Origin of the sequence: Burkholderia sp. A2 (assembly GCF_001729305.1) — a bacterium.
Lineage (GTDB): Bacteria > Pseudomonadota > Gammaproteobacteria > Burkholderiales > Burkholderiaceae > Burkholderia > Burkholderia sola.
This window is the reverse complement of the sequence record NZ_LZXX01000031.1, coordinates 1-206: the sequence shown is the minus strand read 5'-3', so window position 1 is coordinate 206 and position 206 is coordinate 1. Positions and strand designations below refer to the sequence as shown.

The 206-nt window shown below is 68.9% G+C and carries 1 protein-coding gene; it reads left to right on the top strand.

From position 1 onward, the window contains the following. A partial coding sequence (gene pgk, locus A9Z05_RS37450) for a phosphoglycerate kinase (RefSeq protein WP_256121825.1) occupies nt 1-206 on the top strand: 206 nt, incomplete at both ends.

Genomic DNA, 206 nt, shown 5'->3' with positions numbered 1-206 from the left:
GGGCCAGGTCGTGCTGCTCGAGAACTGCCGCGTGAACAAGGGCGAGAAGAAGAATTCGGACGAGCTCGCGCAGAAGATGGCGAAGCTCTGCGACGTGTACGTGAACGACGCGTTCGGCACCGCGCACCGCGCGGAAGCGACCACCCACGGGATCGCCAAGTACGCGCCGGTCGCGTGCGCGGGCCCGCTGCTGGCCGCCGAGCTCG